This is a genomic window from Micromonospora arida, assembly GCF_042873195.1.
Taxonomy (GTDB): Bacteria; Actinomycetota; Actinomycetes; order Mycobacteriales; family Micromonosporaceae; genus Micromonospora; species Micromonospora arida.
Genome location: NZ_JBIALC010000004.1, coordinates 42,787 through 68,915 on the forward strand (window position 1 = coordinate 42,787; position 26,129 = coordinate 68,915).

General features: G+C 69.3%; 24 protein-coding genes. 16 read left to right on the forward strand and 8 right to left on the reverse strand.

Features of this window, described 5'->3' with window-relative positions; genetic code table 11:
- Positions 1–14: 14 nt before the first annotated feature.
- The 3 genes from ACFYP0_RS14440 to ACFYP0_RS14450 all read right to left on the reverse strand — a co-directional run bounded on the left by ACFYP0_RS14440 (position 15) and on the right by ACFYP0_RS14450 (position 1,783).
- Positions 15–593: an XF1762 family protein gene (locus tag ACFYP0_RS14440; RefSeq protein WP_386996095.1), complete on the reverse strand. Its 579-nt coding sequence runs from the start codon at positions 591–593 to the stop codon at positions 15–17.
- The gene (locus tag ACFYP0_RS14445) at positions 586–1,323 is read right to left on the reverse strand and encodes a hypothetical protein (RefSeq protein ID WP_386996098.1); all 738 of its coding nucleotides are present in this window, start codon (positions 1,321–1,323) and stop codon (positions 586–588) included. The genes ACFYP0_RS14440 and ACFYP0_RS14445 overlap by 8 nt, the downstream gene beginning before the upstream one ends.
- Positions 1,324–1,594: 271 nt before the next feature.
- A complete protein-coding gene (locus ACFYP0_RS14450; RefSeq protein ID WP_386996100.1) occupies positions 1,595–1,783 on the reverse strand; it encodes a hypothetical protein in 189 nt (62 codons plus the stop codon).
- Between the two features lie 162 nt (positions 1,784–1,945).
- On the opposite strand from ACFYP0_RS14450, the gene ACFYP0_RS14455 reads away from it, so the two are divergent.
- From ACFYP0_RS14455 to ACFYP0_RS14475, 5 genes are all read left to right on the forward strand, one after another.
- Positions 1,946–3,394, forward strand: coding sequence for a S8 family serine peptidase (locus tag ACFYP0_RS14455; protein ID WP_386996103.1), 1,449 nt, complete (start codon positions 1,946–1,948; stop codon positions 3,392–3,394).
- A gap of 33 nt (positions 3,395–3,427) precedes the next feature.
- Complete coding sequence (locus tag ACFYP0_RS14460) at positions 3,428–4,021, forward strand: hypothetical protein (RefSeq protein ID WP_386996106.1); 594 nt, start codon at positions 3,428–3,430, stop codon at positions 4,019–4,021.
- A 1-nt stretch (position 4,022) separates the two neighbouring features.
- Positions 4,023–5,381: a WXG100 family type VII secretion target gene (locus ACFYP0_RS14465; RefSeq protein WP_386996108.1), complete on the forward strand. Its 1,359-nt coding sequence runs from the start codon at positions 4,023–4,025 to the stop codon at positions 5,379–5,381.
- 359 nt (positions 5,382–5,740) lie between these two features.
- A complete protein-coding gene (locus ACFYP0_RS14470) occupies positions 5,741–7,324 on the forward strand; it encodes a hypothetical protein (RefSeq protein WP_386996111.1) in 1,584 nt (527 codons plus the stop codon).
- Positions 7,321–7,689: a hypothetical protein gene (locus ACFYP0_RS14475; RefSeq protein ID WP_386996113.1), complete on the forward strand. Its 369-nt coding sequence runs from the start codon at positions 7,321–7,323 to the stop codon at positions 7,687–7,689. The genes ACFYP0_RS14470 and ACFYP0_RS14475 overlap by 4 nt, the downstream gene beginning before the upstream one ends.
- Positions 7,690–7,858: 169 nt before the next feature.
- Here the strand turns inward: ACFYP0_RS14475 and ACFYP0_RS14480 are convergent, their stop codons facing one another.
- Complete coding sequence (locus ACFYP0_RS14480) at positions 7,859–8,404, reverse strand: HAD domain-containing protein (RefSeq protein WP_386996116.1); 546 nt, start codon at positions 8,402–8,404, stop codon at positions 7,859–7,861.
- Positions 8,405–8,456: 52 nt separating this feature from the next.
- Here ACFYP0_RS14480 and ACFYP0_RS14485 point away from each other — a divergent pair, with 52 nt between their 5' ends.
- Positions 8,457–9,074 carry a hypothetical protein gene (locus ACFYP0_RS14485; RefSeq protein ID WP_386996118.1) on the forward strand — a complete coding sequence of 206 codons (618 nt, stop codon included), beginning with the start codon at positions 8,457–8,459 and terminating at the stop codon, positions 9,072–9,074.
- 378 nt (positions 9,075–9,452) lie between these two features.
- Here ACFYP0_RS14485 and ACFYP0_RS14490 read toward each other — a convergent pair whose 3' ends face one another.
- Entirely contained in the window at positions 9,453–9,710 is a 258-nt protein-coding gene (locus tag ACFYP0_RS14490; RefSeq protein ID WP_386996121.1) for a transcriptional regulator, read from the reverse strand.
- Between the two features lie 275 nt (positions 9,711–9,985).
- On the opposite strand from ACFYP0_RS14490, the gene ACFYP0_RS14495 reads away from it, so the two are divergent.
- Entirely contained in the window at positions 9,986–10,405 is a 420-nt protein-coding gene (locus ACFYP0_RS14495; RefSeq protein WP_386996124.1) for a hypothetical protein, read from the forward strand.
- Between the two features lie 12 nt (positions 10,406–10,417).
- On the opposite strand, the gene ACFYP0_RS14500 is transcribed toward ACFYP0_RS14495, so the two are convergent.
- Genes ACFYP0_RS14500 through ACFYP0_RS14510 form a run of 3 tightly spaced genes read right to left on the reverse strand, consistent with a single transcriptional unit; the run spans position 10,418 to position 12,218 of the window.
- The gene (locus ACFYP0_RS14500; protein ID WP_386996126.1) at positions 10,418–11,167 is read right to left on the reverse strand and encodes a hypothetical protein; all 750 of its coding nucleotides are present in this window, start codon (positions 11,165–11,167) and stop codon (positions 10,418–10,420) included.
- A 40-nt stretch (positions 11,168–11,207) separates the two neighbouring features.
- Positions 11,208–11,525, reverse strand: coding sequence for a hypothetical protein (locus ACFYP0_RS14505; protein WP_386996128.1), 318 nt, complete (start codon positions 11,523–11,525; stop codon positions 11,208–11,210).
- Between the two features lie 9 nt (positions 11,526–11,534).
- A complete protein-coding gene (locus tag ACFYP0_RS14510; protein ID WP_386996130.1) occupies positions 11,535–12,218 on the reverse strand; it encodes a hypothetical protein in 684 nt (227 codons plus the stop codon).
- 450 nt (positions 12,219–12,668) lie between these two features.
- Between ACFYP0_RS14510 and ACFYP0_RS14515 the strand changes: the two genes are divergently transcribed.
- The 9 genes from ACFYP0_RS14515 (at position 12,669) to ACFYP0_RS14555 (ending at position 25,392) form a co-directional block, all read left to right on the forward strand.
- Positions 12,669–13,466 carry a hypothetical protein gene (locus tag ACFYP0_RS14515; RefSeq protein ID WP_386996133.1) on the forward strand — a complete coding sequence of 266 codons (798 nt, stop codon included), beginning with the start codon at positions 12,669–12,671 and terminating at the stop codon, positions 13,464–13,466.
- Between the two features lie 309 nt (positions 13,467–13,775).
- A complete protein-coding gene (locus ACFYP0_RS14520; RefSeq protein WP_269679770.1) occupies positions 13,776–14,114 on the forward strand; it encodes a pilin in 339 nt (112 codons plus the stop codon).
- A 5-nt stretch (positions 14,115–14,119) separates the two neighbouring features.
- The gene (locus ACFYP0_RS14525) at positions 14,120–15,565 is read left to right on the forward strand and encodes a hypothetical protein (protein ID WP_386996136.1); all 1,446 of its coding nucleotides are present in this window, start codon (positions 14,120–14,122) and stop codon (positions 15,563–15,565) included.
- Between the two features lie 42 nt (positions 15,566–15,607).
- A complete protein-coding gene (locus ACFYP0_RS14530) occupies positions 15,608–16,540 on the forward strand; it encodes a PrgI family protein (RefSeq protein WP_386996138.1) in 933 nt (310 codons plus the stop codon).
- Positions 16,537–18,354, forward strand: a complete 1,818-nt coding sequence (locus tag ACFYP0_RS14535) for a VirB4 family type IV secretion system protein (protein ID WP_386996141.1) — start codon at positions 16,537–16,539, stop codon at positions 18,352–18,354. Before ACFYP0_RS14530 ends, ACFYP0_RS14535 begins: the two co-directional genes overlap by 4 nt.
- The gene (locus tag ACFYP0_RS14540; RefSeq protein WP_386996144.1) at positions 18,351–20,864 is read left to right on the forward strand and encodes a helicase HerA domain-containing protein; all 2,514 of its coding nucleotides are present in this window, start codon (positions 18,351–18,353) and stop codon (positions 20,862–20,864) included. The genes ACFYP0_RS14535 and ACFYP0_RS14540 overlap by 4 nt, the downstream gene beginning before the upstream one ends.
- Before the next feature lie 195 nt (positions 20,865–21,059).
- Positions 21,060–22,004: a replication-relaxation family protein gene (locus tag ACFYP0_RS14545; protein ID WP_386996146.1), complete on the forward strand. Its 945-nt coding sequence runs from the start codon at positions 21,060–21,062 to the stop codon at positions 22,002–22,004.
- A 75-nt stretch (positions 22,005–22,079) separates the two neighbouring features.
- Entirely contained in the window at positions 22,080–22,760 is a 681-nt protein-coding gene (locus tag ACFYP0_RS14550) for a hypothetical protein (RefSeq protein WP_386996148.1), read from the forward strand.
- 1,126 nt (positions 22,761–23,886) lie between these two features.
- Positions 23,887–25,392, forward strand: coding sequence for an outer membrane protein assembly factor BamB family protein (locus ACFYP0_RS14555; RefSeq protein ID WP_386996150.1), 1,506 nt, complete (start codon positions 23,887–23,889; stop codon positions 25,390–25,392).
- Positions 25,393–26,129 lie beyond the last annotated feature (737 nt).

Here is a 26,129-nt window from a genome sequence, read left to right on the forward strand (position 1 = left end):
TGCGGTGTGGCCGGTCACCGTGGGCCCTGTCCATCTCTGGCCCGCCGGGGGACGCGGTTAGGGGCTTCGGTTCGGGTGCGCCAGTCCTCAGTGGCGACCTGCCAGTGAGTGCGGGTCGCGTCGCCGGTGCCGCGCGGCGCGCGGTGCCGGCTGAGCCGATTCCGCCCGCGTGTGGGAGGGGTTTCGGTGATGACCTTCCAACCCGCGGCCCGAAGGCCAGCGGTGGGCCTGTCGGTGCGGGTGTAGGTGATCATGCGCTGGTAGCCCATGCGCCGGGCGACTCGCCACGCGGCGGCAAGCAGGACCGAGCACGCGTTGCGTGGCCCGCCGGTCGCCAGGCGGGTGACCTCGGCGGTCAGGCCGTCGTCGTGGTGGCGGGCGTCGGGACGGCCGACCATCGCGACACCGATCAGGTTGCCGGCGTGGTTGGTCAGTCCGAGGGAAAACGTGTGTCCCTGCGGTCGTTCGAGTTGCTGGTGGTGGGCGCTGATGTAGGCGCACGCCTGCCGGTAGCTGATCGGCCGTACCCGCGGACGGGCTGGGCGGCGACGCGACGGACGATAGTGGGCGGCAGTCTCCGGCTGGTCAGTCACGGTGGCCTGCTCGCACGACGAAGACCAACAGGTGCAGGGCAGTCGGCGAGCCGTGCCGACTGGCCGCCGACCGTGCGGCGTCCGCGCTGTCCGCAGTGAGACCTACCGGTGCGGTGATCGCGAGGACGTGCTGGAGGTAGTTCATCCCACCGACGTGCGCCTCGGGGACAAGGCCGGCCAGGTGAACGACCTCGGTGGGCGCCGGTTGGGCTGAACGCTGCTCGACGATGAGGACCGCGAAGCCGTCCGGGGTGATAACCAGCCGGAGGGCACGGAAGAGATCGGCCACCGCACCGTCGACCGGCCTGGGTCGCGCGAGCGGCTGGGGTCGCGGCCAGCGCAGTACGACCAGGTCGACCTGCTCCACGGTGTCGAGACCGGCCAGGTCCGCAGCATGGGTGACCGAGCGGTAGGTGCGGGCCGCGGCAATGCTCTCGTCGCGAACGGTCGGGTCGCCGTCGAAGTCGACCACGGTCGCGCCGCGCCGGCTGTAAATGGCGATGATTCGACGCGCCAGCAGGCGACGAAAGGTGGACTCGCTGATCTCGCCAAGGGCGCCGCTGCGCCATACCGAGATCCAGATCGGCGAGCCACCGACGATGACGTCGACGTGAAGGAAGTCGCGGTGGTGGCCGAAGGTGGAGCTGTCGGCGTATGGGTCGGGTCTGCCGTCTCGGGACGGTGGTTTCGGCCCGCTGGGGTTCTCGGGTGTCGCGGAGGATCTGGTCATCGGTGGGTGGCTTCCACACCGGCTGGCCCGTGCTCACGACCACCAAGAGCGGTCGTGCCGGCGGGTTTGCTGGGGAAGCACTACGTTGGCCACCCAACGGCGACCCAACCGTTGGCCAACGGTTGGCCAACCTCCGGTCCGGCGGTGATGGCGGACTGCCGCGGCGGGTTGCCGACGAGTCTGGCGTGGATGGCAACCGTCGGATTACCTGCACGAGGTGCGGCGCCGGCTCAGCTGGTCACACAGGGTGGCGGGATCTTGACGCGTTGCGCTAGCGTCTCACCTGCGCTGCGGCCGGGTTGGTTGCGGCCATGCGGTGGAGGTTCGCGTCGCGGATCCGCCGCCACAAGAGACGGAAGGGCGTGAACGTGGTGTTCGAGGTCGGAGCAGCGACTACACCGCCGTCCGGGACGTCGGCAAGATCCTGAACGAGATCGGCGGCGCCGTCGGCGCTGCCCATGCAAAGAACGTCTCCACCGAGATGAGCAACGCCAACCAAGGTGCGGGGCTGAGAAAATCAGACGTGCGGCTTCGGTCCGGCTCGAGCCGGACCGAAGCCGCACGCGTAGCGAGTCGTCGAGGTTCGGGGAGTGCCGTGCGTACGGGTAAGGGTCGCCGATCGGTGCTGAAGATCGCCGTCGCCGTGTCGATGATCGGCGCGTTGGTCGGGTCCGGGGTGGTGGGCGTGCCAGCTCCAGCGTCGGCGGCCGACACGGTACGCGGCCTGCAGTGGTATCTCGACGCGCTGCAGATCCCGCAGGCCCACGAGATCACCAAGGGGCGTGGGGTGACGATCGCCGTCATCGACAGCGGCGTCGACGCCACGCACCCGGCGCTCGCCGGCCAACTGGCCGGCCGCCCCGGTGCTGCCCCGGCGGGGTCGCCGCAAGGCTGGGTCGACCGGGACAAGGAGGCGGGCCATGGCACGTCGATGGCCGGCCTGATCGTCGGGCGGGGCGGCGACCGGAACCGGCAGCTGGGGGTCGCGCCGGAGGCGAAGGTCCTGCCGATCGCGCTGAGCGGTAGCGAGGGCAACGGCTACGACGGTGAGGTGGCGCGGGGCATCCGTTGGGCCACCGACGCCGGAGCTGACGTGATCAGCCTGTCCATCGGCTTCGCGCAGCCCGCCAGCATCCGGATCGTCGAGGCGGTCCAGTACGCCCTGAGCAAGAACGTCGTGCTCGTCGCGGCGACCGGCGCGGGCGGTCGGACGGTCGACTCCCCGGCGAACGCGCCTGGTGTGATCGCGGTGAACGCGACAACCCGATCGGGAGGCCTCGCCCGCGCCTCGGTCGCCGGCCCTGAGGTGGTCCTCGCGGCCCCGGGCGACGACATCATCGCTCCCGTGCCGACGGCGGTGCAGGACAACGGCTACGCGGTTGCATCGGGCACTAGTCAGGCGACCGCCATCATGGCCGGGGTGGTCGCGCTGGTGCGGTCACGCTACCCGGACCTGGACGCGGCGAACGTGATCAATCGCCTGATCCGGACGGCCCGGGACGCGGGGGTGCCGGGTCGGGATCCGGAGTTCGGCTTCGGCGCCGTGGACGCGCTTGCCGCGCTGCAGCGGCCGGTGCCAGCCGTAGACGGCAACCCGCTGCTGGCGGCCGGCGCGCAGCCTGATGGAGCGACGACCTCCCCCAGCGCCGGGCAGACCGAACGGCCGGCTGTCGCCATCAAGGTCAAGAACAAGACCGGCCTCATGGTCGCGGGCGTGCTGTGCCTGGCCGTCGTCATCGCCGCGGTGGTGCTGGCCGTAGTCGTCGCCCGCCGCCGGCGCCGCCGTACCGCGCCGCCGGTCGGACCCGAACCGGGCAGAGCGCTGGTGGGTGGTCCGGGGTTCCCGCCGCCCGGGTACGGGCACCCGGCCGTCCCGCCGCCCGGCTACGGCCCGCCGGGAGGTACGCCGCCCCCGCGGTCAGATGCTGCGCAGCATCCTCATCCACGTCAGACCAGGCCGCAGCCCGTACCCCCATTCCCTCCGCCCACTTCGCTACCGGGGCAGCCCGGCGGATCGGCGCAGCCCGGGACCGCACCGCCCCAGGGCTTGGGCGGCCCGCACCAGCGCTGACACACCACCGACCGATCAACGGGGAGGACGGAGATGAGCGACGAGGGCAACAGCCCACCACAGGTGGAGGGCTGGACGCGGGTGCCGCCCGGCGTCGCCGACGCGATGCCAGCGGGCAGCCCGTTGCGGCCCATTGCCACGGTGGCTGCGCACGGGCCGGCCGTGGGGTTCCGTCAGGATGACGTCCGCGCCGGCGCAGGATCGGCGCCGTCGCAGCTCGTGGGCGGGCCCGGTCAGCGCGACGTCACCGAGTGGGAGGCGGACCGCCTAGAGGCGGCCGCCGACAACATCGAGCGGCACGCAAGCTACCTGCGCCGGCTCGCCGTCGACATGGAGGAGATCAAGGACCTACTCGGCGGCGAAGCGGCCCTGGCTGACCCGGGCGGCGCGCTGGGCGGTTTTCCCAAAGGGCTGAGCCTGGCCGCCGCTCACCATGGTTTACACAGGACGACCTCGGAGTCGCTGACGAATCTCTCCAACGACCTGTACCGGGCGGCCGATGCGCTGCGCGAGGTCAAGCGTAAGTACGACACCGCCGAGGACGCGAACAAGATGTCAGCGCAGGAGATGCAGCGAGCCCTGAGGGCCGGCGGCCCCGCTCCGGGCAGTAGCGCGGAAGGAGTTTGACGTGAGCGCTCCGAGCTGGGAGGACATGGCGCGGCAGGTGCTGGTCGCAGGCCGGCCGGCCGACATCACCAGCGCCGCGTTGGGCTGGCAGGCGCTGCTGGGCAACGTCGAGGAGGTCAAACGGCTGGTGGGCGCCGACATCCACGACCTCGGCGAGAGCTGGAAGGGCCCGGCGTACGACGCGTTCCGCATGCACATGGAAGCGCTGACCAAGCAGGCCGAGACGATTGTGGATGGTGCCCGGGAGTCGGGCAGCGGTCAGCACAGCATCGTGACCGTCCTGCAAACCGCCGCGCAGGATCTGGAGCGTGCGCAGAACGCGATGCCGGTCCCACAGGGGTGCGTGGGCGACCTGGCGGCGGCCCGCAACGGTGCCATAGTCATCGAGACGGGGCTGTTCGAGGCGAGCATCCGGGCCGACTTCGCGGGTAGTTGGCCGATGGAGAAGCTCGGCCAGCTCAACGACCGGATCGGCGAATTCTTCAACAACAACACCGAGGACGCGCGCAAAGCCTACGACAAGGTCAGCGACGACTACGCAGCCCGGGAGCGGGAGACCCCCGGAGGCGCCCTGTCGGAGAAGCGCACAGGCAGCGGCCCGAGCGGGGTGGACCTGGAAGGTCCAACGGGCACCGGCGGTGCCGGCCAGGCGACCAGCCTCGGTGGAGGGCCTTCAACCGGCGGTCTCGGTGGTGAGCCTTCTCTGGTAACCGGATACACCGGCTCCGGCGGGGCAGGCTTCGGCTCGGGTACCCACCCGGACCTCTCCTCCGGCTCTGGCGGCTACGACGGCAACGCCCCAAGCAGCAGCGGCAAGCCCTCGGGCGTCGGCAGCGACCTCGGTGGCGGCGCTCTGGCCGGCGAGTACAGCAGCGGCTTAGCCGGCGCAGGCGCAGGTACGGGAAACCTCACTGGCGTGAACTCCGGGTTTGGTGCCGGCGGGGGCGTGCCCAGCGCGACCGGCCTGGGAGCCGGGGGCGGTGGTCTTGGTGGCACGGCAGGCCTGGGCGGGGCCGGTGCCCCCATTCCGGGCGGTGGTTCCCTGGGCCGCCCGGTCAGCCTCGGCATGTCGCCGATGATGGGTGGCGCGGCTGGTACCGGTGGTGCCGGGCGCGGTGCCAATGGTCCGTCCAGCAGGGGCGGTGCGGCGATGACGCCTGGCATGGTCGGCGCGGGCGGCCGGGGTGGGTCCGGCAGTACGGGCGCCCGTGCTGCCGGCGGTGGCGTCCGGGGCGGTTTGACGGGGACGAACAGTGGAGCCGACGACGGCAACGAAGAGTCCCAACACGGCACATGGCTCAGAGAAGACGACGACGTATGGGGCGCGGACGACAACGGCACGGACGGCGTGTTGCGCTGAGGCTCGCCATCGACCAGTGCTCCGCACGTTGACGGCAACGGTCGTCCCTGGGGTCGTGCCCGTCAATGATCGCGGCAGACCCATCCGGAGAACAGGGATACCGATCGCCCTCCCGGTCAGCCCAACGGCGGGGCGCCGTCACCCAACGACGGCGAGTCTCGGCCCAACGGCGGTGGGCTGCCTTCTCCGTACCGCGAGGATCATTTATCTGGTTTGGGCCATGTCTGGCGGTTGGTTGCCACCCGCTGCGGAGTCGCCGTGGGGCTACGGGTGAATGCGTTCGCTCGGTGGGCTCATGGGCGACAGAATGGCTGCGATCATGGTGACCTGCGGTGGGAACGGGGGCGTCGGTGGGCGCGATGTCGCTGGGCACGGTGCTGCGGCGCTGGCTGCGAGCTATGTCCGCAAGCTCGAGCGAGTCGCCTGAACCTGACTATCTGCCTGAGCTGCCGGCCATCGAGTGGGTGCGGGCTGGAGCAGGCGGTGCCGATCGAAGCGTCAGCCCCGCAGAGTTCTCTGTCGTGTTGCTGACGGTGGCCCGCGACGGTGAGCCGGGCCTGCGGGCCGCGGCTGCGGATGCGCTTGGTTCCGCTGAGGCGCGGTGGTGGTTGGCGGTGGATGAAGCGCTGCGGGAGCGGTGGTGGTCGGCGCCGCGCTGGTCGCGGAGCCTTGCGGCGGAGCTGGCTGAGGGTGAGGTGGAGGTACTGCGCCTGGTCGTAGCCGGCTGCCACCGTGACGGGCGGATCCGTGAAGCGGCGGTTGTTCACCTTGCTGATCACGCGCACCCGGCTGCGCTGGCGGTGCTAACGCTTCGGACCGCCGACTGGGTGGCCGAGGTGCGCCAGCCGGCAAGGGCGGCGGTGAATGATTGGCTGTCGTCATCGCGGGGGTCGTTGACCCAGCTCACGGAGATGGTGTTCGCGCTGCGCGGTCGAGGTCAGGGCGCCTGGTTGGCCGAGCGCGTCGAAGGTGTCCTGCGGGACCTGCCATTGGACGGCTTGGAGCCGTTGCTGGCGGCGCGGGATCGTCGGACCCGGCGGGCGGCGTACCAGGCCGCGACGACTGGTGGCCTGTTGAGTGTGAGCCGATTGATCACGGCCGCGATGAAAGACGATGACCTGCCGATCCGGTCCCTGTGCGCCCGAAGTGCCGTTCAGGCCGCGACGGACCCGGCTCAATTGCGAGGGTTACTGGTCAGCCGTACTGCGCTGGTTCGGGCTGAGGCGCTGCAGGCCGTGACTGCAGTCGGTGATCTGGGCGCTGCTGAGGCTGCGTTGCCTGATCGGCATCCGCTGGTGCGGGCGATCGCTCAGGCCGGGCTCCGCCGCGGCGGAGCGGATCCGGCAGAGTTCTATCGCCTGCTTGCTCGGCGGGAGCCGCCGGCGCCGGGGGCGATCGCCGGGCTGGGCGAGACCGGCGGCGTCGAGGATGCCGGCCTGGTTCGACGGTGGCTGGCGCATCCAGGTGCGCGTGGTCGGGTCGAAGCGGTCCGCGCATTGCGTCGCCTCGGTGTGACCCGGCCGGCCGAACTCGTGCCACTGCTGCGCGACGAGTCTGGCGCGGTGACCCGCCAAGTGGTGGCGGCCCTGCGACACGACCTCGGCGCCCTGGACCCGGAAATGCTCGAGGCCCTACTGAGGCCGGGCAACGCGCCGCATGTCCGGTTCGCGGGCTACCGGCTACTGACCTTGGCCAACGCATGGCAGCGGCTGGCCACCAACCTACGGCTGATCGATGATCCCGACGACCGGTTGCGCGTCGGTGCGCGGGCGGATATCAGCTCGTGGCTCAATCGGCAGGCGGCCACGACTTATCACGGTCCATCCCGCGATCGTGCCGCCGAACTCGACAAGCTGATCGAACGTGCCCGCCCGATCCTCGACGAGGACAAGGTCCGGCTGCTGCGGTTCCATGCCGGCCTGCCCCATCAGGCGGCGATATGACCGGCGGCGACATACCTCGCCCGCTCAGCGACATCGAGCGGGACGTCATCGCGCGGCTGCTGTCCGTGCCGTTCCCCGGGCGCGACGAGTTGCGTGCGCAGTTGCCGTTCGCCACTGTCGAGGGTCGGTGCGACTGCGGCTGCGTGACCGTTAACCTTGCTGTGGACCGCGCCGCAGCGCCGGCCACGGTGTTGTCCGGTGCACCAGTGTCGGCTGACATCAGCGACGACGAGTTCTACGCCGGCATCGTGCTGCTCGTCGATGGTGAGGGCTATCTGTGCTGCCTGGAGGTCTACTCCATCGGTGACGAACCCGTTCGGCGGCTTCCACCGGTCGAGCAGATCAACGCCCGTCCGCAGAGGTAAGCCTCAGCCTTCAGATGGACGGACGGCGCAGCAGCCGGACGCAGGATTAACCGCACGGTCTTGGGCTCATGTCAGACCAGCGGTGGCCGGCCCGGTATCTGGGTGAGCCTAGTGAGGCTCTCGGCTTTGAGTCGTCGGCGTGTCGCGGCACCCAACTCTGGTTGGGGATTCAGGCCGCGCCACGCGGCGGTGTGTCGTGAATCCTGTGTAGCCAGTCCATGAGTGCGGCGTAGTCAGCATCAGCGAGACCCTGACGGGGATCGACGCGATGAAGCAGGGCGTGTCCTGCGTGATGTGCTGACACCCAGGCTCGGTCGGTGTTCGTGATTTCGTCGTCGACCCAGGCGAAGGGGCGGCCTGCGGCCCAATCAACGAGGGCGCGGGTTTTCCAGTGCAGCCCGTTCCGCTCGTCCTGCTCGTCGGTGTCGGTCGGCTCCGGCCAGATCACCACCGGCAGCTGCGGCAGACCGATCCGTGGCGCGATGGTCTCGTTTGCGTCGTCCATCCAGGTCGTGGCCCACACCAGATCGCACCGTAACGCCGTCAACCGGGGTCCGTGTTCGGGATCGATTCTGCCCAGCAGCGGATTCGAGCTGATCTCTCGTGGTTCAGTGCCTGTCTCGCAAGTTGGGTATTGCTGCGGTGTCCCACCGAACGGAATGAGGGGTCCGTCAACATCGAGGAAGAGCAGCGGACGCTCTGCAGAGCCGGTCACGGCAGCACGATATCGGTTCATCCTGGCCGGCCCGAAGCACTATCGTGCCGGCGTGATCAAGGGTGATGGTGCTCGACTGGGCATGGAGGCGGCGCGTCGACTCGCGCAGACGGGGTGTTGTGAGATCGCGCCGGGCCTGACGGATGAGGAGTTCGATCGCATTGAGAGGACGTACGGCTTTGAGTTCGCCGATGACCATCGGGCGTTCCTTGCGGAAGGGCTGCCGCTGAACGTGCCGTTCGAGCCGGAGGAGGGCGTGTCCTATGCGTGGGAGAGGCCCTGGCCGGACTGGCGGGATGCCACCTCCGGTGCCATTCGGGAGTGCCTGGAGTGGCCCGTGGAAGGGGTGCTCTTCGACGTGGAACACAACGCGGTATGGCACGACACCTGGGGCGATCGGCCGGCAGACCGCGATGAGGCGTTGGAGACCGCGCGGCGCAAGCTTGCGCAGGCGCCACGGCTGGTACCCGTCTACGGGCATCGGTTCCTGCCCGCCGGGCGTGGAACCGTCGGGCACCCAGTCCTCTCGATCGTGGAGACCGACATCATCTACTACGGCATGGACCTGGTCGACTACATCCATCAGGAGTTCGGCGGGCCGGGTATGGACAGGACAGATCAGCGCTGGAACCCGAGGGCGACGGTGGCGTTCTGGCGGGACTTCCTCTGATCCGTCCGGCACGCCGGAGCAACCTCGACCCATGCCGCCGTCGTAGCCCTTCCGGCGTTCAACTGAGCGCGCGCCAACTGTCGAGGCTCGCGACTGCTCGGTCAACGGGACGTGCTCGTACTAGAGGGGGCCCGTCGGGCGATCGCAGGCGTCCAACGCGACCTGCGGGCAAGGACAGCCATCAGTTCTGGCCTGTCGAAGGCCCGTTCCACCGCATCCACCCCTCCAGGCCTCGCTCCCGGGTGAGCGTTAAACCTCCTGTAGATCGCTGGGCGGCGCGACACGCCAGTAGTGCGATCAGCAGATCCACGGAACGCTACGGTCCGATGGCGGTTACCTGCTCAGCCGCGTCAGGTCAGCAGGGTCCGGGAGTCATCGTCACCGTCGCCGGAGGAAGGCATAGACGATCTTGTTGGAGGCGAATTCCGAGATGTTTACGAGGTCCCAGCCGAACTGGCCCAGGACCTCGGCGGCAGCAACGGCCTCGCTGACCTTGCCGCCGCCGAGGCCGTGATGGGAGACCACGGCTAGCAGGCGATAGGGGTACGTCCGCAGGTCGGCTTTGCCCTGCAGGACCGCCTGGGCGGTGACCATCCGGGTCCGGGCGATCTGCTCCGGAGTCTCTGCGGCAGTCATACCCGGCACCATAGTGGCTCGTCGCTCGGGCAGTCTGCCAGCTCCGCAGCCGGTATGTTCGAGACGTGTCTGCGTCGGCCGGTGTCTCTCGTCTTGTCGTGGCGCTCGTTGCGGTGCTCGCCACTGCCGCCTGCGACGATGCCTCGGCTCCGGAGGCTGCGCCGACCGCCGGTCCGGCCACGAGCAGCGTTGCCGCCACCGCACCTGCCGCCTCGGTCGGCCCTGTCTACCGCGCTCAAGACCTGGACCTGTGTAAGCGTACTGATCTTCGGCCGTTGGCGGAGCTGTCTTTGACGGTGGCCCGCACTGATCCGAAGCCACCGCTGGGGCAGCCGGGTGCGTCGTGTCTGTTCGAGATGCGGACGAAGGACGGGCATGAGGCGAACCTGCGGGTGGAGGCGTCCACGCCAGTCAGCGAGCAGGAGGCTCGGCTGCTCTACCGGGCCACGGCGCAGGTGACGGTGATGACTCCCGCCGGCGTCATCACCGGTGTGGGCGACGAGGCCGAGGCCTACACCAGGCGCTCCGAGCCCGGCTTCAAGTACGCCGAGTACATGGTCCGGGCGCGTACGGGCAACCTGGTGGTGAAGGTCTGGTTGGCCGTCGGCGGTGCTTCGTATGCCGCCACCGAAACGCTCGCGTCGAAGGCGCTGACGTTGCTCAAGGCGACCCAGGCGGCCGTACCCACGGTGTGATGTGCCCGTTGGTCATCCGCGGACGGCCTCGGGCCACCGCCCACCGGGTAGCTTCGAGTGGTCCCCGACCTGCGTGGCGATGTCGCGGATGTTGCCCAGCGCGTCGATGAAGCGTTGGCCGATGGTGAGCAGAACGTCCAGGCCGGCGGTGACCAGGTCTCCGACCGACTCGGCGAGGGTGGAGATGGCCCACGGTAGGTCGATGACGGTTGCCCCTTCGGACGCCGCCTGCGCCAGTTTGCCGACCAGCCCCGTGACGATCTTCGCGAGTTCGACGGCGTAGTCGACGTTTGACTTGGCGATCGTGAACAGCCACTGGCTGATGAACTCCGACTTGACGACGGATTCGTCGACCGCGGCTTTCTGCTTGAGAGCCTTGGCGTTGTAGGCACTCGCGGCGTCGCCGGTCCACTTGGGCAGGTTCTCGTTCGCCGGGTCGGTGGTGACGGAAGAAAGCTCGGAGACCGGAGTCTTCACGTCGTTGACCCAGCGGAAGCTGGCCTCGATCAGCGAGAGCACCGGCAGTTGATGCTCCAGGGCCTGCTCGACGCGGTCGAGGACGGCATTCAGTGCCGTTTTGGTGCTATCCAGGCTGTGCTTGATCCACAAGAGTGCTGCGGGTCCGAGGAGCCACTTCCACTGCTGTACCTGCTCGACGATCTCGTTGAACGTGGCGATGGCCGTGTCGATGCCGGCGCGGATGTGGTCGAACGCCTTGTTGAACGGTTCCCCGTACTCGAGATCAGTGGTACCTGGCTGCATGGGGTGCTCCGTGCCCTCTCCGACGTCGCGCGGTGGGCCGCTAGGCCCTGTAGATCTTGTTGAGGTCGAGTGAGACGATCTCGTCGGCCCGGTCGTACTCATCGGCGATGTGCCGCAGGGCCTTGCCCACCTGTTCGAATTCGGTCACCGCCCCATTCAGAACGGCGACCATGAAGTTGTGGAAGTCGTTGTATGCCAGCGAGTGAATGAGGACGTTCGCGTCACCGATGAAGAAGGCCGATGGGTCGAGGTGCAGCTGCTCCGCAGCGACCTTGATGGCAGCGACCCGGTCCGACAGCGTCAGCCACTTACCTCCCTCATCGCGCAGCGAATCGGTGATGACGTTCAGTTCAGCCATCTCACTACCTCACAATCCAGTCCGTCTGGCGGTGGCCAGCTCGAACGCGCGGAAGAGGGAACGAGCCTCGAACTGCAGCTGACCCGCGTCTGCCCGTGCGATCCGCCGGACGTCACCGGTGATGCCGGTGATGCCGCCTCCGCGGATGTGCAACGTCAGACAGCCGTTCGGGCTCGACATGCTCGACTCATCCGTCCGCCTGGGCAAGCGAGTCGCAGCCTCGAGCTCTGCGTCGAGGCCGGACAGCGTCCGCCACGTGTCGCGCAGCCAGGTGTGCTCGTCGACGTCCCGCTCGGGGCTCCTGTCCAGCGGTTCCCGTTCCGGCGATGCAAGACCACTCTCCTCCACCTGCAGATGAAGGAGAGCCGCAACTTCGAGGGCAGACTGCACGGCGGCGACGTACGCCTCGACGAGCGCATCGGCGAGCCCGCTGGGGCCGATCCGGCCGCGCCAGTCGCGAGCGATCGCGACAGCGGAAACCTCTCGCTGGGTGTCGACCACTACGCGGACGGAGCCGGTGTGGTCCGCCCCGGAGCACTCCCCGGGACGCAGTTCACGTCCCGCCTCGCGCAGCGCACGATCGGCCTGCTCACGCAAGGCGGAATCGTCGCCCAGGAAGTCCAGACTCGCCAGTTTGAGGCGTTCACGCCTGCTGCCCTGCTGCATTCGCCCCCCGGCTTCCTGCTCGGTCAACGCTTTCCGTGATGCGCCCGCCACGGCGAGGTAGGACCACGGTACGTGAATGACCAAGATCCGGGGGACCCCGGGCGCTGGGCTGGACGTCTCGCCACGGCGAGGACACTGTCGCGGCAGAGAGGCCCCGGAGGACCGCGTCGATCTCCGCAGCGAAAGGCCGGACGCACGCCGTTGGCAAAGTTTCGACCCAACGCCAGCCAACAGCACTCTTGAGCTGCCCAAACAGGCCCTGTTGGTGATCTCCGAAGGGGGTCCCGCGAAGTACGGCGTCCTGTTGGCCAACAAGCGGTCCCAGCGTTCTGGCCTGCGGACAACAAGCGTGCGTGCACCGATTTCTGAAGCCGTCGCGCATCGGTGAACCCCAGGTCGCGTTGGGTGCGCGTGTGTGGATGAGCCTCGAGAGCTACCGCCGCCGGCGGCAGCCCGCCGCACACCGGGAGTATCACGATGCCTTCCTTCTCCGAGTGGCCTGAGTCTCCATTGGACTCCGCCCAGCGCGCTTTCGACCTGCTCGTCCACCCGCCCACCACTCTCCAGTTCGACGGCTGCCGGTTCGACGGCTGCCCGGACCGCCTGATGTCCCTGTACGAGCTGAAGCGGTTCCTCCTCGACCGGGACACCCCGCGAGAGGTACGCGACCTGATTTGGCGGGAACTCGTCGTCCGCTCGCGCCAAGACGGCCCTGGCTGGGGGTTGGGGGCGGTCGGCCTTGCGATGCCCGGCCTGCGGGCCTTGGCCGGCGGGCTGGCGCGGGGTTACCGGGGCGACAGCGACGATATCGACGCGGAGATTCTGGGGACCTTCTGGGACCGTCTGATGCGCCGGGTGGACGTCGACCAACCGCGGATTCTCCCGCGCATGCTCGATGCTGCCGGGCGGGCGGGCCTGAAGGTGCGTTACGCCGACGTCACCACCGAACCCTTCGATAGTGAGCCACCCGGGCCGCGTACTCCACTGCAGCCGTGGGATCACCCGGAGTTCGTTCTGGCCCGTGCGGTGGCGATCGGGGTGATCGACGCCGACGACGCCAACATCATCGCCGAGACGCGGCTGGAAGGCGCATCGGTGCAGGCGGCGGCGGCCCGGTGGGGCATCGCGGGACAGTTGGCCTCGCACTGGCGCGACCGGGCTGAGTCGAGGCTGGTCGACGCGATCCGTGACGGGGAACTGGCCCACGTCAGGCTGCGTACCCGTCCGGCCAAGCCGGTTCGCCGCACGTCCCTGAGGGCGTGGCCCGGCCAGTGACCGGGGCGAGCGGTTGGGTGACGGTTGGCCATGTGTTGGCCGGTCAGCCCCGGGAAATCGGGCCCAACACGGGCTCTTGGCGGTCACGAGACCGATCACCCCTCCGACACGCCAGCCGGGGTGCGCGAGCGGTCTCGGGCGCCGCCCGGTACGGGTGGTGACTTGGTCCGGCTCCAGGTCCGTGCTCACCACGAAACCGAACCCGGTGTGGAAGGAGCAGTGCTTCCACGGTCCCCGCTCGTACGGGCGGCGCCTCCCAACCGCTTTCGAGCACGCCCCACCGCGAGGTGGGGCGGGAGGTGACCACCGATGCGCCGCATCCTGAACCGACTGTCCCTATCCACTACGACCAACGCCAGTGTCCTGCTCGGCCTGACCGCGCAGGCCATCGCCGGAGCGCCGGACCTGCTCGCCGTCAACAACCTCCCGACCGTCATCAACAACCTGGTTGTCTGGATCGTCGGCATCCTCGTCGGCGTCGCCACGTTGTTCCTCACCTACGGTGGGGCGCTGTACCTGATGGCCGGCGGCGACCCCGGGCAGGTGGAGAAGGCCAAGGGCGCACTCAAGGGCGCAGCGACGGGCTACGCGCTCGCCGTGCTGGCCCCGGTGCTGGTGACCATCCTGCGCGGCATCCTGGGAACCTGACCCCGATGTTCTGGGACATCGTCGGAGTCGGAACCCTGCTGGACGAGATCCTCACCTGGCTGGCACAGCGGGTCGCGGACATCATCGACGCCCTGTGGTCGTTGCTGTCTTCGGCGTTCCTCGTCGTACCCGACGTCACTGGGCTGCCGCAGGTCCAGACGATCAGCGCCCGAGCCCTGATGATCGTGAACACCTGCTTCGTGCTGGCGATCATCGCCTGCGGCATCGTGATCATGGGTCGAGACAGCGTGCAGGCACGCTACGGCGTCGGTGAACTGGCGCCGCGCCTGGTCATCGGCTTCATCGCAGCCAACTTCGCGACGCCGCTGTCGAAGGGGCTCATCGCACTGGGCAACGCGCTCACCCAGGCCCTCACCAGTGACCCCATCGCCACCGACGGCTCCCTCGCCCAGATGAAACGCACCGTCGTCGACGCCCTCACCAACCCCGCCAACGCGCTCCTCACACTGATCATCGGGATCGCCATCGCCGCTCTCGTCGCGATGATCATGGTTGGTTGGATCCTGCGCCTCGGCCTGCTGGTGATCCTCGTCGGCATCGCACCTGTGGCGTTGGCCTGTCACGCCACACCGTGGACCGAACCCGCGGCGAAGCTGTGGTGGCGGGCCATCATCGGTGCCCTGGCCACCGTCATCGCCCAAGCCCTCGCCCTGCACACCGCGCTGACCGTCTTCCTCAGTCCGACGGCGAACCTGCCCGCCCTCGGCCTGCCCAACGACCCAACCGGCACGTTCAACCTGTTCATCATCTGTTGCCTGCTGCTGGCCGTGGTGAAGATCCCCACCCTGATGCGCCGCTACGTCACCGGGGGTCAGTCCAACAACGTCGTCGGCGCGTTCATCCGCGTCGCGATCGTGCAGCAGGTCAGCCGGGCCCTGACCGGGGGCCTGTGGCGTGGTGGCCGACAGACCAGTCGGGCGGCGGCGCGAGTGGTCGCCGGCCAGGCCGGCCCCGGGGGACCAGGGACCGGCCCATCGTTGCCGAGACCGACCGGCGGTGGACCAGGGCCCGGGCCGGTTCCGCGCAGGACCGCGCCGACGGCGGCACCGACTGCCGCGGAGCGTGCTCTACCGAGGGTGCCGTCTGGGCGGACCCCGGCCACCGCGATACCGCAGCGGATGCCTCGCTGGCGTCGGTGGTGGGCCTACACCGAATCCGGCACCGGCTGGCCGGCGGGCTCCCCGGAGGGCCTGCGCGGCACGAATCGGCCACCGCGTGGGCCCGGAGCGGCGCCGTCATCGATCGGGCCAGGTCCGGCTGCGGCAAAAACCCCGAGCGGTACGGGCTGGCCGTCGACGACGGCGTACGGCCCGCGGACCACCCGCGCGTCAGCGGCAGCGCGATCCCAGGCCACCAACCCTCTGCCACCGACTCCATCCTCCCGACCGTCGGCCCGACGCAACAGCACCGGTAACGGCTTGCCCGGCTGACACCCCACGCCCCAGACCCAACCCACTGCCTGAGGAGACCCCATGTCTGATGTCGATCTTCGTGCTCGGATCCCCGCCGACGTCGAAACGCCCGATCGCCTGCTGTTCAACCTGACCACGCGGCAGGTCGCCATCCTGGCCACCGCCGTGGCCTCCGCCTACATGCTGTTTCGGACGCTGCTCGATGTTCTGCCCATGCCGGTCTTGCTCGGCGGTCTGGTCCCGCTGCTCGGCGCCGCAACCGTCCTCGCGTTGGGCCGCCGCGACGGATTGAGCCTGGACGCCTGGCTGCTCGCCGCGGTTCGCGGCTCCCGCACCCCACAACGTCAGGTTCCCGCACCCGGCGGGGTGCTCAAGACACCGCGGTGGGCGCCGGCCCCCAGCAGCGCCGAGGGTGAGCTGACCCCGCCGACGCCACTGCGCCTGCCGGCGCGGTCGATCGCCACCAACGGAGTGGTTGACCTCGGTGGTACCAGCGCAGCACTGGTCGCCGTGAGCACCGTCAACCTCGGACTCCGCACCCCAGCGGAGCAGGCCGCGTTGGTCGGTGCCTACGCGCGGTGGCTCAACAGCCTGACGGCCCCGGTGCAGATCGTGGTCTCCACCCAACGCGTCGACCTGGCCGGGCACGCGCAGCGCATCGCCGACGCGGCTGAACTGCTGCCCAGCGCCGCGCTCGCGGACGCCGCAGCGGACTACGCCGAGTTCCTCCTCGATCTGGAAGACGAACGGCAGCCGCTGTGGCGCACCGGCACCATCGTCCATACCGCAACCGGCACCCGCCGCGACCAGGACGTATTGCGCGCCGCCGAGCACACCGCTGGTGCCTTGCAGAGCCTGGGCGCCAGCACCCGCGTACTCGACGGCCCTGCCGTCGCCGCAGTGCTGGCGGCTGCCGTCGATCCCTACACCCTGCCCGTGCCCGGCGAACGGGCCCTACCCGACGAGCCCATCACCTCCGGGGAGCTGCCGTGAACCTGCTGCGACTGGTCCGTCGTCGGCGGCCCGCGAGCCCGGCCACGTCCTCGCCGGCGGAAGCCGACACCCTCGCCGCGCTTATCGGTCCGGCCAGCGTGGAAGTCACCCCCCGCTACCTCAAGATCGGTGAGGGCTACGCCTCGACGTTGATCGTCAACGGTTACCCGGCGGAGGTCGGGGCCGGCTGGCTGCTCCCGCTGACCGGCTGGCCCGGTCGTGCCGACGTCGTCATCCACATTGAACCGCTCGCCCCGCAGGTCGCCGCGTCCCGGTTGCGCCGCCAACGCGCCCGACTGGAATCCTCCCGGCGCGCCGATGCCCAACACGGACGCCTCGACGACCCCAGCACCGAGGCTGCCGCTGCGGACGCCGCCGAACTCGCCGACCGGGTCGCCCGCGGCGCGAGCCGCCTGTTTCGGGTCGGCCACTACGTCACCGTGCACGCGCCCAACCTGGACGAGTTGACCGAGTCCGTCGCCCACGTACGGGCCACCGCCGCCTCGGTCATGCTCGACACCGTCCCAGCCACCTGGCGGCAACTGCCGGCCTGGACATCGACCCTGCCGATGGGCGTAGACAGCATCGGAATGCGGCGGGTCTTCGACACCGATGCCCTCGCCGCAGCGATGCCCCTGGCCTCCGCGGATCTGCCCGCCCCGTTGCCCGGCGACCCGCCCAGCGCCTCCGGGGTGCTCTACGGGGTCAACACCGCCACGAACGGGATCATCTGGCACGACCGCTGGGCCGCCGACAACCACAACAGCGTCGTACTCGCCCGATCCGGTGCCGGTAAGTCGTACTTCATCAAGCTCGAAACCCTGCGCTCTCTCTATGACGGAGTGCAGGTCAACGTCATCGACCCCGAAGACGAATACCTGCGGCTCGCCGAAGCGGTCGGCGGCACCGTCATCCAACTCGGCGCCCCCGACGTACGGCTCAACCCGTTGGACATCGCCGTCGACGACAAGCGACCCGACGCCCGCAACCGGCGAGCCCTGTTCGTGCACACACTGGTCAACGTCCTGCTCGGCGCCGGCGGCCACGACGGTGCGATGGCACCCACCGAGCGCGCGGCCCTCGACCGGGCGGTCAACGCCGCTTACCTTGCTGCCGGCATCACCAACGACCCGACCACCTGGGCCCGCCCCGCTCCGCTGCTACGCGACGTCGCCGCGGCCCTGGAGGTCGACGCCACACCGCCGGCGCTCACCCTCGCCGCCCGCCTCTCCCCGTGGACCACCGGCAGCTTCAACCACCTCTTCGATGGACCCACCACCACCGGCCCCTTCGGGCACCTGGTGGTCTGGTCCACCCGACAGCTCGCCGACGAACTTCGCGCCCCCGGGATGCTTCTCGCCCTCGACGCGATCTGGCGCACCGTCGACGGCCCACCCGCCGATGGCCCGACCGCCGACCCACGCCGCCTCGTCATCGTCGACGAGGCCTGGACCCTGCTGCGTGACGGCGAAGGCGTCCGATTCCTCAACCGGCTGGCGAAGGCCGCCCGCAAGCGGCGGGCCGGGGTGTCCGTGGTGACACAGGACGCCGCTGACCTGCTGGGCTCCGAACTCGGGCAGGCCGTCGTCGCGAACTCGGCGACCCAGCTCCTCATGCGCCAAGCTCCGCAGGCGATCGCCGCCGTCGCCGACAGCTTCAACCTGACCGGGGGAGAGGCGCGGATGTTGCTGTCGGCACAACGCGGGGAGAGCCTCCTCCTCGCGGGCGCCAACCGGGTAGGCGCCCACGCCGTGTCCTCCCACCGGGAACACGAACTCTGCGTCACGGGCGACCTCGACGGGCAGACACCGTGACAGCGCTCGCCTCAACGACACCGCCGCCGACGGTGCCCGGCCCGCCGCCGTCGCCCTTCGTGCCTCCGCCGGTCCCGTCCAACCCGATCGCGGACGTCATCGTGAACGCACTCCGGTGGGTGACCGACCGTCCGTGGCTCGCCATCGTCATCGCCGCCCTCGGGCTCGTCGTACTGGTCGCGCGAGGGCAACTGCACAGTTGGCGGCACCGGCGGCTTCACCGTTACGCCCACCAGGTCGTCATCACCCCGCCACCGGAAGTCGACCCAGACAGCGCCGCACGCTGGTGGGCGACCTGCGCAGAGATCCTCCGCCCCGCCGGATGGCGACGCCTGATCCACGGCACTCCACACATCGGGTTCGAATACCGATGGGTGGGCCGGCAGTTGACCATCACCATCTGGTTGCCCGGTACGGTGCCCACCGGACCGGTCCTCGCCGCCGTCGCCGGCGCTTGGCCGGGCGCCACCGCCGCCGTCACTGACGCCACCGCACCCATACCCCTGGCGACTCTCGACGAGGGCGGTGCCCTGGTTCCCATCCTCGCCGCCTGGTACCCGATCGTCACCGACCACGACAGCGACCCCCTGCGACCACTGATCTCCGCGCTGTCCGGGCTGCAGGATCCCGAGTACGCCTGCGTGCAGGTACTCACCCGCCCAGCCACACCCCGGCAGATCCGTCGGCTCCGCGCCGGGACCGGGGCCCTCCGCAGTGGCCAGCCCGCACGAGGGCTACTCGACCCCACAGCCTGGCTACGCGGTCTGCTCGAACTGATCGTGCCCGGGCCCGGCCGGGCCCCCGCGGGCACTCGGGCCGCCGCCACCCGGTCGGTACCGACAGATCCGGAACGTGATCGAGACGCCCGCGCTGCGGTCGACAAACTCGCAGCCGGGCAGCTGTGGGAGACCTCGATCCGCTACGGCGTCGCCCACACCAACCCCCGCAAGGTGGCAGAAGACAATCTGCGGGCACGACTGAAGACGCTCGCCCACGGCGTCGCCTCCGCCTACGGCGTCTACACCGCCCGCCAACGACTGCGCCGCGTCCGGCTCAAGCAGCCCGCCGCGGTGTTGTCCGCACGACCACTGCGCTCCGGGTACCTGCTGGGAGCCGGTGAACTCGCCGCCGTCGCCGCCCTACCGACCGACCTGGCCGTACCCGGCCTCCGACGCGCTCGCGCGAAGCCCATGCCAGCGCCGGTCGAGGTTCCCGCCGGTGGACGCGGCGTCAAACAGCTCGGACACGCCGAGATCGGCGGTCACGCCGTCGGGCTGCCCGTCGTCGACGCCCGCCAGCACCTGCACGTCCTCGGCTCCACCGGCGTCGGCAAGTCGACCTTCCTGGTCAACATGATCCTCGACGACGTGGCCGCCCGCCGCGGTGTCGTGGTCATCGACCCCAAGGGAGACCTCGTCGCCGACGTCCTGGATCGGCTGCCGGAGGCCGTCGCCGACCGGGTCGTCCTCATCGATCCCGACCAGGACCAGGGCGGCTACTTCAACCCGCTCTCCGGAGACGACCACGACCTCGCCGTCGACAATGTCGTCTCCATCTTCAGCAAGATCTTCCAACGGCATTGGGGCCCGCGCATCGACGACACCCTGCGGGTCGCCTGCCTCACCCTGATGCGCAAGGCGCACGCCACGCTCGCGCTGGTGCCACCGCTGCTCAACGACCGTCAGTTCCGGATGGCCTTCACCGACGGCCTCGACGACCCAGAAGGCCTGCTCGGCTACTGGAGTTGGTACGAGTCCATGCCGCCGCCGGTGCGGGCGCAGGTCATCGGACCCGTCATGGCCCGGCTGAGGGCATTCCTGCTGCGGGACTTCCCACGCCGCACCCTCGGCACACCCCGCTCGTCATTCGACATGGGGAAACTGCTCGACAACGGCGGCATCCTGCTCGCCCGCCTCCCCAAGGGGCAACTCGGCGAGGACACCTCCCGGCTGATGGGCTCTTTCGTGTTGGCCCGCGCCTGGCAGGCCGCTACCGCCCGCGCGAGACTGCCGGAGGACAAGCGACGCGACTGCACCGTATTCGTCGACGAGTGCCACAACTTTCTGAACCTGCCCGGCTCGGTGGACGACATGCTCGCCGAAGCCCGCGGCTACCGCATGAGCCTGGTGCTGGCCCACCAGGACCTCGCTCAACTGCCACGACCCACCCAGCTCGCCCTGAGCGCGAACGCCCGTAACAAGATCACCTTTAACGTGGCGCCCGAGGATGCGCACCAGATGGCCCGGCACATGTTCCCCGAACTGTCCGAACACGATCTGAGCCATCTGGACGCCTACCAGGCAGCCGCGCGGCTGGTCATCGGCAATCGGGAGACCGCGGCGTTCACCCTGCACACCCGGCCGCCCCGCCCCGTGGTCGGCGCCGCCACACACATCCGGGCCGCCTGTGCCGCTGCCAGCGGCAACACGACAGACCCGACCGCCATCGAGCAGCTCGCCAAGCGTCTCGCCGGCAGCGATCGAGGCAAGACATCCCGTCGCAGCGACTGACATCGGAACTTCCCACTCCATACACCGGGGTGGGTTCGCACCCTGGTCGCCGGTCCGGCCCGGCCATGGTCGTTGCTAGCAGCCAGGGAATCGGTCGCTGCTCGCCCAACAGCGCAGCTAGGAGACGTACATGAGTCATGATCAGCCGTCCCGACAGTCCCACCGGGGGGACATCCTCCGATCGGGGGGTGCCCCGTGACCCCCCGATCCCGATCCATCCAACGTCGCTCCACGACCACGCTGTCCGACGTATCGGCCCGCCTTCGCCCTCGCGATCGGGTGATCGCCTTCCTGCTCTCGGACCACACCTCCCTCACCACCGACCAGATCACCACAGTCTTGTTCGACTCGCCGGTCACCTGCGCCCATCGCCTCTACACCCTGCGACGGCTCGACTTCATCGACCGGGTCCTGCGCTCCCACCCCGGCCAACCCGCACAGGTGTACTGGGTACCCGGCCGGCTCTCCGCCCGCTTCGTGGCCCTCGCCCGCGGTGACACCCCGCCCACCCCGAAAGCCGTCGCACTCGCCGCGGACTCGGTGCTGTCCAACCGGATCCGGCAACACACCATCGAGACCAACCAGTTCTTCATCGACCTCATTGCCCACGGGCGCCGTCATCCCGAGGTGAGGCTGACCCGCTGGTGGTCCGAGCAGCAGACAGCCGCCGCCTTCGGACAACGGGTACGCCCCGACGCACACGGTGTCTGGACCAACAGTCGCAACAGCGTCGGCTTCTGGCTGGAGTACGACCGAGCCACCGAAGACCACCCGCGGCTACGCGACAAGCTGGAGCCCTACCGGCGCCTCCGTGTGGACGGCGGGCCCAGTCACATCCTGCTGTTCTCCCTGCCGAGCCGGGAACGCGAACGCAACTTCCACGCCAAGCTCGCTGACGCCGCCCGCCACGATCACCGCGTCGCCGACGCCCTGGCCGCGCTCACCGTCGCCACCTGCGCCCGGGACCGGATCAACGGACATAGCCCGGCCGGACCGGTATGGCGGCTCGTCGGCAACGGGGGACACCGGCTGAGCCTGGCTGACCTACCCACCACCGACGACGAACCTGGCCCACTCAACCCCGGGCCACCGCGCCCGGCCGAGGATCCGCTCCACGAGCTGCGTGACGAAGCGGCGTGAACCCTTCGTGGGCGTCGAACCTGGCAGCTCGGGACCTGCCGAGGCGCTGTCTGGCCGCCCCAGTAGGGTCACCCGATGATCGCGTACGACATCGCCGCCAGACTGCCGTCCATCGACCGGCTGCGGCAGCGGTGTAAGGCATTAGCCCTGCTGGAATGCATCATCGACGGCGGGGCCGCGTACTACGCCTACACCCGTGCCTGGGGCACGGACGAGGCGGCGCTGATGAGCAACGGCAGCGGCGACGAGTGCGCCGTCGTGTTCACCCCCGACGGCGTATTCGTCCGGGTCTTCGATCACGAGTCGGCGATGTCGCCCTACGGCGATCCAGACTACGAGCTGTGGCCGGGACTGCTCGACGGCCTGCCCATAGAGCTGCGTCCGCAGATCGAGGAACCTGCCTTCTGCGACGAGACCGGGCAGTTCATCGCCACTGCGGTGCTATGGCGGCTGGCCGGTGACGACCGCTGGCATGCTGGCGACGGCATCATCTTCCCGCCACTTCGTGGACCTTACGACGACACCGGACCGGACGGCTCCGGCATGCTCGAGATCCTGCTCGACGACATCGTTGACCATTTTGTCGAGTTCGCCAGCGACTACTACGAGATCGAGGTGGATCGGGCGGCGGTCGAGCACGTGGTCGCCAACCGGCCGCTCACCGACAGCGTGCTTCAGACGCTGAACCCTCAACTCACCGTTGCCGAACTGCGGAAAGACCTCGCCACGATTGGCTACCCGATGGCCCCGGTGTAGCAGCAGGTAGAGGTAGCCGTCCGTCCGGCGACAGCGTACGTCTGTCATGGACAGGGACGCCTGGCGGCGTCAGATCGGCTATCGGGCCGGCGGCTACTCGACGGCGCGTCGTCCAGATTCGTGAGCGTCACCTCGGAGCCGGCCCGTCAACTGGATGCTGGCGGGGTCAGGACTGTCCGAAGACGTTCGAGGACAGTGCTCGTTACGCTCATGCTCATGAAAGCGTGCCGGCTTGTGGTCGTTGCCTGCCTGGCCTTGCTGGTCGCATCGGGTTGTGGCTCCGGGCGTTCCACACCCGCAGGAGGCACCCCGACGACCTACACGTGTTGCGATGGCGAGGACGTCGATACGGTCTACCAACCTGGCCAGGACATGACGGTTAACTGGATCGTCAGGCCGGGGACTGACCCCGCCGCGAAGCCGACACAGGTCGAGCTGACTGCGCGTCTGACTGGCCCGTACGGGGATGCCAGCGAATTGAAGAGCGCTGCAGGGGGTACGGCTCGGCCCGCTTCGGGAGAGGTGACGTTCGAGTCCCAGCCGGTGCGGCCATCCGGTGCGGCGGGCGAACGACCGGTCAGCGTCATTCCAATCCCAGAGGACGCACCGCCCGGTTCTTACAACCTGATCTTTGCCGTAGATGAGGGTGGCGGAGTCGTGAGCGGAGCGAGCGTCGTCCGGGTGGCCCCCGAAGCCTGAGCCCATCGGATACTCAGGCCGGGGACGGCGCGGTTCTGTCTGGTCGTTGGGGTGCCCTGCGGTCGTTGCGTTCGTTTCCTCCTGCTGTTGCGGGCCGCCGCCGCCGACGAAGGCGCGTTGGGGGCCCCACCCGACTGCTGTTGCTCCACCGCAATCTCGCGTTGCCGCAGTCGAGGTGATATCGAATGGCCGGATCTCGGCACGACCGGACGCCTACCCGCCCGGGCGGCGTGACATCGCGTTGAGCGCGACTCGCGGCAGATCCGTGCACCTGACCTTGGCCGACGCGCAGTTCGCGGCGAAGCCGCAGTGCCGCAGCGTGACGTACACCGGACGCCGCGGCTCGGCCAAGCGCGACCGAAGCTGACTCCATCAGCGGAACGTGCCTGAGAGTGTTGCGTCCTCTGCTGGTGAGAAGATCGTTGGCGTGACCAGTCCGTTGCGTATCGACCGGGTTCTCGGTGATCGGCCCTTCGCCGAGATCGGTGAGCCTGCCCTTGTCGTCGCCGACGAGAGTCGTGGCCTGTTGGCAGTGGCGGGCACCTACGAGTTCGGTACTGCGCCGGTAGGTGTCTACGACGTCGGTGATCTGGGTTGCCGCGCTCTTCTCCGTTCGGGCTACCCCGTGCACGCGATGGCCTTCCACCCCACGTTTCCCCTGCTGGTGGTAGGCACGGGCCGCTACGACGGCGGCTACTTCTTCGAAGGCGAGTTGCTCCTGATGGACCTGGAGACAAGTACCGGGGTGTCACTCATCGAGCACCCGCTCGGCCGTCAAGTGCTCGCCCTGGAGTGGCTCACCGGCCAGGAACTACGCGTGCTGATGGCGCCGCCTGACGACTGGCAGGACAAAGATGCATGGGCTGAGGGACACGTTGCGGTGGTGCGCCGACGCGATTGGCGAGTCGTACCACCCAGGTCGATCACCGGGGACGAGTTGGCCGGACCGCGGGTCGCCGCGCCTCGCTTTGACAGCCGGGAGGACGCCCGCTGTGCGGTCTCCAGCCTGAGCGCGGATTGGGATCCGCGGCGTGACGTCCGTGCGGTCGAGGAACTGTCCGACGGCAGGATCTTGGCGACGCTCGACGGTGCTCAGGCGGAGTCCTGGCTGCTCTCGGGGGATCGGCAGTGGACTGTTCCGGACGACAAGGGCGGCCGTGGCATCGTCGTCGCGACCGATGAGCGATCGGTCTGGGTCAGTTTGATGCGGCCCGAGTGGGAGGAACGTCCTCAGTCCCTGGTCCGGCTCTCGCTCGAGGACGGGGCGCAGCTCGAGCAACTCACCCTGCCCGCCCCGGCGTCTCTGGTGCGCTGTGCCGATGGTCTACCGGCCGTCGCACCCGCCGGGCATGTCGGGGAGCGCAGCAGGCTTCGTATCCGGCGCGGCAGCCGGGTCTATTTTCGGGAGATCGACCGCGAGCGCGAGTGGACGCCCGAACCGAGTGACGCCTGGCTCGCCGCAGCCGACCTGAAGGATCCGCCGATTGCCGGGCGTCCGCGTGAACCGACGGAGCGGGAGTTCCGTCGCCTGCTCCCATGCTCGTGGACGCCGGGTGAGACACATTTCGCCGGCCCTGGCGTGGAGACCACGGACGGCAGCCTCGTCCACGCCGGCACCGTGTATCACGGCCACGGGTTGCAGCCCGGCGGCTCGTTTGTAGTACGGCGCATTGTGACCACTGGAGAGCCGCGCTGGGTTTTCCGGACCGACCGGAAGGCCACCGACCTCGACGCGGACGCGGAAACCGCGTATGTCGCCTACGACGATGGTGAGATCGTCGCACTCGACCTTCATGACGGCACCGTGCGCTGGCGCCGGCAACTCACCGTTGCAGGTGTGCCCGGCATACCGACCGCGCTGACCGTAGCCGGACCGGGACGTCTACTCATCGGCACCAGCGACGGGCGGATCTTGGACTGTTCGGCCGGATAGCTGCTACCTGTCGAGTCCAGGGTTGACCACCACCACCAACCGCCGCCTCCGCAGACAGGCTACGGCGGTGACGCGCACTGATCTCGGCGATGAGAGTGCGTTCGCCGCAGCTGGATTCCGCATCGGGCCGACACGACCAGCGTCCGACGCCGCCCGGCGGAGGGCTGCCGTGAGGGAGGTAGATCAACGCCTCACGAGCTCAGCGAGGCCGTTGTCAACGGCGCCTCGATCGCGGCGGAGCCGACAGCCGTCCGGGCGGGGTCACGGTCGTCCGCCAACGCCAGGTGGCTGCGAAACCCAACACCTGCGTCGTAGCACCCAACGCCTTTGGCCACTCCCTGGATGTCGGTCGTCGATCCGCCCAACACCCCTGCTCAACGTCCGGGCATCGAGGCGGCCCATCAATGATCGTTTCCTGTTGGGTCGGCCGGATATCGTGAACTCTCTTCTATAGAACCCCCATCACTGCACCACCTCGGGCCTTGGCTCGCCACGGCAGGAGCCGCACCCGCCCACCCGCCATTTAGGCCGGTTGGCCGCGACGCAACCTCCCCGGCACCCACGCCCACCCGCACCACCCCGGCGCCACCGCGCCAGACCTGCCACATAGGCAGCATCGCCTCGACGCGCTCGCGTCATCACGCTCGGGATCCCCGCCCGCCGCAGCTTCCACCGGCGCCAGCCCCGCGATCCCCGCACCCCACCTCCCTGTCCGTCGACGCTGTCGCCTGCCCGCG